This is a genomic window from Salinimicrobium terrae DSM 17865 (assembly GCF_000424665.1).
Taxonomy (GTDB): Bacteria; Bacteroidota; Bacteroidia; order Flavobacteriales; family Flavobacteriaceae; genus Salinimicrobium; species Salinimicrobium terrae.
This window is the reverse complement of sequence record NZ_AUKI01000004.1, coordinates 80,529-86,683: the sequence shown is the minus strand read 5'-3', so window position 1 is coordinate 86,683 and position 6,155 is coordinate 80,529. Positions and strand designations below refer to the sequence as shown.

The 6,155-nt window shown below is 37.5% G+C and carries 8 protein-coding genes; 4 read left to right on the top strand and 4 right to left on the bottom strand.

The features are described 5' to 3' along the window. Nucleotides 1-799: transposase (locus H148_RS0101940; RefSeq protein WP_029033294.1), on the top strand; the 799-nt coding region annotated here is incomplete at its 5' end. Between the two features lie 132 nt (nt 800-931). On the opposite strand, the gene H148_RS0101935 is transcribed toward H148_RS0101940, so the two are convergent. Together H148_RS0101935 and H148_RS0101930 are read right to left on the bottom strand one after the other, a co-directional pair. Next, the gene (locus H148_RS0101935) at nt 932-1,375 is read right to left on the bottom strand and encodes a cold-shock protein (RefSeq protein ID WP_029033293.1); all 444 of its coding nucleotides are present in this window, start codon (nt 1,373-1,375) and stop codon (nt 932-934) included. 246 nt (nt 1,376-1,621) lie between these two features. Further along, nucleotides 1,622-2,080: a universal stress protein gene (locus H148_RS0101930; protein ID WP_029033292.1), complete on the bottom strand. Its 459-nt coding sequence runs from the start codon at nt 2,078-2,080 to the stop codon at nt 1,622-1,624. A 192-nt stretch (nt 2,081-2,272) separates the two neighbouring features. Here H148_RS0101930 and H148_RS17040 point away from each other — a divergent pair, with 192 nt between their 5' ends. Next, entirely contained in the window at nt 2,273-3,514 is a 1,242-nt protein-coding gene (locus H148_RS17040) for an APC family permease (protein WP_051286120.1), read from the top strand. 4 nt (nt 3,515-3,518) lie between these two features. On the opposite strand, the gene H148_RS0101920 is transcribed toward H148_RS17040, so the two are convergent. Continuing rightward, the gene (locus tag H148_RS0101920) at nt 3,519-4,184 is read right to left on the bottom strand and encodes a hypothetical protein (RefSeq protein ID WP_029033291.1); all 666 of its coding nucleotides are present in this window, start codon (nt 4,182-4,184) and stop codon (nt 3,519-3,521) included. Between the two features lie 151 nt (nt 4,185-4,335). On the opposite strand from H148_RS0101920, the gene H148_RS17035 reads away from it, so the two are divergent. Continuing rightward, a complete protein-coding gene (locus H148_RS17035) occupies nt 4,336-4,713 on the top strand; it encodes a hypothetical protein (protein ID WP_037324500.1) in 378 nt (125 codons plus the stop codon). A gap of 145 nt (nt 4,714-4,858) precedes the next feature. Here the strand turns inward: H148_RS17035 and H148_RS0101910 are convergent, their stop codons facing one another. Beyond that, nucleotides 4,859-5,245 carry a nuclear transport factor 2 family protein gene (locus tag H148_RS0101910; protein WP_029033290.1) on the bottom strand — a complete coding sequence of 129 codons (387 nt, stop codon included), beginning with the start codon at nt 5,243-5,245 and terminating at the stop codon, nt 4,859-4,861. A gap of 248 nt (nt 5,246-5,493) precedes the next feature. On the opposite strand from H148_RS0101910, the gene upp reads away from it, so the two are divergent. Further along, complete coding sequence (upp, locus tag H148_RS0101905; protein ID WP_029033289.1) at nt 5,494-6,153, top strand: uracil phosphoribosyltransferase; 660 nt, start codon at nt 5,494-5,496, stop codon at nt 6,151-6,153. Nucleotides 6,154-6,155: the final 2 nt, after the last annotated feature.

Here is a 6,155-nt window from a genome sequence, read left to right as displayed (position 1 = left end):
CCTTGCCGGTCGAAATAGTTATAGCAAAACAGATCCTGATGCCATCTTCATGCGGATGAAGGACGATCATATGCAAAATGGGCAACTTAAACCGGGGTATAATGTTCAGATCAGTTCAGAAGATCAGTTCATTGTAAATTACACCCTTCACCAACAAACCAATGACCTCCATACTCTAAAACCACATTTGGAGAGCTACCAGTACTTATACCAAAGTCTTCCGGAATCTCTTACTGCTGATGCCGGTTACGGAAGCCAGGAAAATTATGAGTTACTATCAAACAAGGGTATCAATGCCTACGTGAAGTTCAACACCTTTGACCAGGAACAGAATAAAACAGAGAGCAAGAAGAAGAAAAACGCTTCTGCCTTCCATCGCGATCAGCTACATTACAACAAGGAGGAGGATTATTACGTGTGTCCGATGGGGCAACGAATGGATAAAATATCTCAAGGGAAGAAAATCACAAAATCAGGTTATAAGCAAACCTACAGCAAGTATAGGGCAAAGAATTGCACAGGTTGTTCTACTAAAAGCGTCTGTTTTAAAGGTAAGAATGAACGGGTTGTAGAGCGAAATCATACTCTGGAATACTACAAACAAAAGGCACGGGAGGATCTTTTATCGGAGATAGGTCAAGCCAAACTAAAAAAACGAACCGCAGATGTGGAACCGGTCTTTGCTCATGTCAAACACAATCGAAACTTTAAAAGATTTACCCACCGTGGACTGGATAAAGTGGAATTAGAGTTCGGATTACATGCCCTGGCGCATAATATTAGGAAGAAGAGTGCCTAAAATCACTCAATCTTTACTTTTTCAACAGGTAAAGAAGCAGAAAACACAACAGAAATCGACAAAAGAAGAAGACGCCTCATTTTGGTAAATGAGACGGCTTCTTCTTTTTTTATTTACATAAAAGAAGAATTTTTAGATCTTTTTTACTCTCACCGCATTCATTCCTCTGGGACCTTTTTCCAGCTCAAAAGTAACTTTGTCATTCTCCTCGATCTCATCTATAAGTCCGGTGACATGCACAAAATACTTTTCCTGACTGGTACTATCCAGAATAAAGCCGAAGCCTTTGGAGTGATCAAAAAAGGAAACTTTTCCCTCCTTGCTAAAGTCATTTTCTTCTTCCGAATCCTCTTTCTTGGGAATTCCTATTTCAATACTTTCAGCGTCAACCTCGATTTTTTGTGAAGGATCTGGCGGAGTATCGCTCAAATTGCCAAATTCATCTACATAAGCAAATTCAGAGACAGAATCCCCACTTGCCTTTCTTTCTTCCTTCTTCTTCTGCTTTTCTTCACGCTTTTTTAAGCGCTTTTTTTCTTTTTCAATCTTGTTGTACGTCTGTTGCGATTTTGCCATTAGCGAATTAATTGGGTTTTAAATGAATATAAAGTTTTTAGTTGAAGTTCAAAAAGAATTTCGGGAAAAAATATAAAAGAAGTTTTACCTAAAATAATAAAGACTTACACTAAGAGTGCAAAGTTATGATTTATTTTTGTTTTATGAGCAAAAGACTAATGCCTGATAACCAATTTTTTAGCTTTTATTTTTAGTTTATAATTCAGACCTAAAAACTTCATTTTTGGATAGAATACAGTCACAAAATCATTTTTTTACTGGAACAAGATACACAGGGATCTTTGTTTTTTCCAGGATCTTTTCGGCTACTGTGCCAAGTAAGAGTTTCTCCAGGACTGAGTGGCTGTGGGTGCCCATTACAAGCAAACTGGCTCCCCATTCTTCCGCATAACTAATTATTGTTTTAGCTGTATCTCCTTCTGCCAGGTGTGTCTTTACATTTTCATCCCGTAGATGTTGTTTGGCTTTATCCATAAATTCTTCGGCTATATCCCTCATTTCCATAGCAACGTTCATGTCTGGCCCCATTCCAGAATACCCATCGTATCCCATGAATGTTGGAAACTGGGCTCCATAAAAGCCAACATCATCCAGTACATGGATAAGACATACTTCGGCATTAAGGTTTTTTGCCAGTTCATATCCCTGTTCGGCAACTTTCTGAGAAACAGGATTATAATCTATTGCAATAAGTACTTTTTTCATAGTAGTTGGTATTTCCAGACAATTTACAAAAAAGTCTGGAGGAAAAATAGTTACCTCTTTCTCTGATGAAGCCTTGTACCATTAATGATTCAGCTTAAAAATTGTTAGGTTTTTCTTTAGTTCCTGTTAAACTTGTACGTAAAATCTTATGTATAATTTATATTAAGCAGAACCAGAAAATATAAGACATACATGGGAAAAAAAGAACTCAAAAGAAGTTTAGGATTTTGGGATGTACTTATGTTTGGAGTTGGAGGGGTTGTAGGGGCAGGTATTTACGCTATAATAGGACAGGCAGCCGGACTTAGCGGGAACATGCTGTGGGTAAGTTTCGTAATCGCAGCAACTGTAGCTTTACTTACAGGTCTCTCCTACGCCGAATTCGTGAGCCGTTATCCCGACTCAGGCGGAAGTTTTGAATACATGAAGCAGGGGCTTGGGAAAAAGACAGCTTATGGAATGTCAATTTTTATTGTGTTTACAGGAATCGTAGCTGCTGCAGCAATAGCTATAAGTTTTGCAGATTATTTGAGTAGATTAATTGATCTTCCTAATTATATCATCGTAATAGGAATTATCCTGTTAATGGGATTTTTTAATATTATAGGTGCAAAATATAGCTCATATTATAATGGTTTTGCCACGATAGTCATTTTAATAGGATTGGCAGCAGTTGTAGTTGTTAGTATTCCTGAATTTGGCACCACTCCCCTTTTTGAGACAAATGATGATGGCTGGACAGGACTTTTTGCCGGGGGAGCACTAATCTTTTTTAGTTATATAGGTTTTGAAGATCTTGTAAAAATGGCGGAAGAAACTAAAAATCCTAAAGTAAATATGCCTAAAGCAGTTATTATGAGTGGTATAATAGTGCTCATAATTTATGTTTTAATAGCGATAAGTGCAGTGAGTGTGCTGGACTGGAAGCAGCTGTCAAATTCCAATGGACCTTTGGCTGCAGTAATTGAAGCAAAGTTAGGTGCCTGGGGTGCGACTTCCCTTGTGTTTATTGCCCTGTTTGCAACCAGTAAAACAATTTTGAGTAATATCCTGGGAACATCGAGATTGCTCTACGACGTAGCAAGAGACAGTAACAAAGCCTGGCTTAAAAAATTCACGACTATCTCGGGAATTGGCAATGCCCCAAATTATGCTATCATTGCTATAAGTCTGGTAGCTATAGGATTTGGGCTCATTGGAAAACTACAGGTAGTTGCGAGCATTAGTAACATTTTTATTTTTATAGTTTTTGGAATGGTGAATGTTGCCCTACTCAATTTGAGACACAAAAAGAGAAATGAAGAGAATGAAAAACCGCCTTTTTACATTCGGCTCAATGCGAACAATATTCCTTTACCCACTGTTCTCGCACTAATCACGATCCTTATCTTGTTTGGGTTTAATATTTATAACCTGTTTCAGGGAAATCTTTAAAAAGTTATTGTTTAACTACAACAAGATTCGCAGTTGAACCCGTTAAGAGGTTCCACTCCTTTCGAATTACTTCTCTACCCTGATCATCATAAACCCTGAGTTCAGCAGTATTTGGACCGGATGTACCCTGGTTAAGAGCCTCAAATTCTATATTGTTCAGGCCACTGTCAAGTTTAACCATTATTGGTGTAAAAGTAGCACCAAGAGACATGTTCCTGTTAATTACTATTCCGTTCACCGTGATTTTTACTTTGTCACCATCAATATACTCATGATCACGACAGTATAATTCAACAAATACTCCGGTAGTTTTGAAATCCCCTAAATACTGGTCTCTGCGGAATTCTTCCCGGGCCTCTTTATCTTTTGTAAATGCCTTAGGAGTAAAATCTTTCCCTTTGAAAGTCATGAGACCATTTTCATCTGTTCTCATACTGAAGGATTTCTCTTCTTTCTCCCCCAGTTTTAATGGTTCACTTTCTGAACTTAAAATGCCTTTTTTGGAAGATAAACTATGGTTCCCCTTAGATTTTAAAAAGGAGGAAGATTCGCTTCCGGTTTTTGGGGCCATAAGTTCCCCAGGAGCTTTTACGGGAGCTGTTGGGTTATCAACCTGAGCCTGAATTGTATAAAAGGTAAGGCAGAAAATAAATAGAAATAAATTTTTCATCACCAGTATATTCTACAGCATTTATATCAAAAATTCAACCAAAATGCTTTCTGAAGCAATTTTAAAAAGGCAGCTAAAATTTTAACTGCAATTTAACCGCTAAAGATGGGGTAAATATAAGATAATCTGTAATTTAAAATAAAACAAAACCATGACTAAGAAAGAAGAACAACCAAAGAACAACAAGGAAGATATGAATCGGGATAATAACCAGAAATACAATTCTGATATTACTCCCGAAGACAAGGCGACATTAAATAACCAGAGCCAGGACCAGAAGAAAGGGGATTATTTTAAAGACAGGGATGAGCCAATTGACTATGCAGGTGCAGATCTGGATATTCCCGGGGAAGTTGACCGGAAATTTAATCCTACTACCAATAAGCCACAAGATGTGGAGAAACAAAGAAGACCAAAAGAATCGGCGAATTCTAATGACAATATTGAATCGCAAACAGAAACAGTATATAAAGGAGAAAAGGCCGAGAAATATAAAGATCCTTCCGATAAGACCAGGGACCAGAAGTAAAAAAGAAATATAAAAAAGTCACCTTTTTGGTGGCTTTTTTCATTCAAGGCGGATTTATAAGACAAGGTTTCCCTAAAAAAGTTAAGTTTTAAGGTCTTAAAAGATGTTTGCTTTTCGTTTTAAGTATTTGGTCCAAAGGATTTTACTAGCAGTTTTCTCTATACCGTATATGTCGGCTTATGTCGATAACATAGGAGGTGATCGCCGAAATTCCCAGGGTCTCCCCCTCTGCAAATTTATAAATATCGCAGAAGCCGAAATGCTTCTTTTGCCCCAGCCTGTTTCTGCTTACAACCACTCCTTCCACAATCCCGTGAGTATCATTGAAAAAGACATTTTCGACCTCAATTTCAACGGCCGGCATCTCTTTCATCTGGTCTAAGACCTCTTTAAACTCCGCTCTTCCCGAAATATCCTTCTCCCCTACTATTGTCCAGCAAATATCGTCTGTAATATGCTCCATAAAGAATTTTTCATCCCCTTCTGCGTAAGCCCTGTTTACGTCTCTTAAAAACTTCTCTTTTTCAGTCATTTTAAACACTTATTTTAATCTTAACTTATTGTAAAGCAATTAAATAAGTAAATAAATATACAATAAAAATAATTTAAATCGGTCAAGGATAAATTCAGTTTCAAAAACGGATTAAGGGAATTAAAAAAAAATCTGGAATAGGCCTGTAAAAATTTTGTCTGTAAAATCATCTTTTTTGAAACCTTTGAAAATAAAAGGATTTAGCACAAAAATTTTTAACTTTGGGATCCTTTAGATACTTGAAATTTATGCACGTCCACCATCTACTCGATAAAAATTCAATTGCCAATACATTTATTTCTCAACTTCGGAATGTAAATATTCAAAGCGACAGACTTCGCTTCCGAAGAAATATCGAAAGGCTGGGTGAGATCCTGGGGTATGAATTGAGTAAAAAGCTAAGTTTCAAAAATGTAGAGGTACAGACTCCTCTTGGTACCGCAAATGTACCGTTACACAAGGAGGAACTGGTTATTTGCTCCATTTTGAGGGCAGGCTTACCACTTCATAACGGCTTACTTAATTATTTCGACGCAGCAGATAACTCTTTCATTTCTGCATATCGTCACCATCCTAATGACGATGCTCAATTTGAAATTATAGTTGAATATCTGGCATCTCCTTCTCTGGAGGGCAAAACATTAATTCTTGCAGATCCTATGCTGGCCACGGGTCGGTCTTTTGTAAATGTGTTACAGGCTTTGGAACAAATGGGAACACCAAAAGAAATCCATTTAGTTTCGGTCATTGCTGCAAAAGAAGGAATTAAACTTCTGGAGGAAAATTTTCCCGAGAATTCCCATCTTTGGGTAGCTACTATTGATCAAGAGCTGGACGAAAGAGGTTATATAGTTCCCGGTCTGGGAGATGCCGGAGATCTCTGTTTTGGACCCAAGGAACAACATTAAAC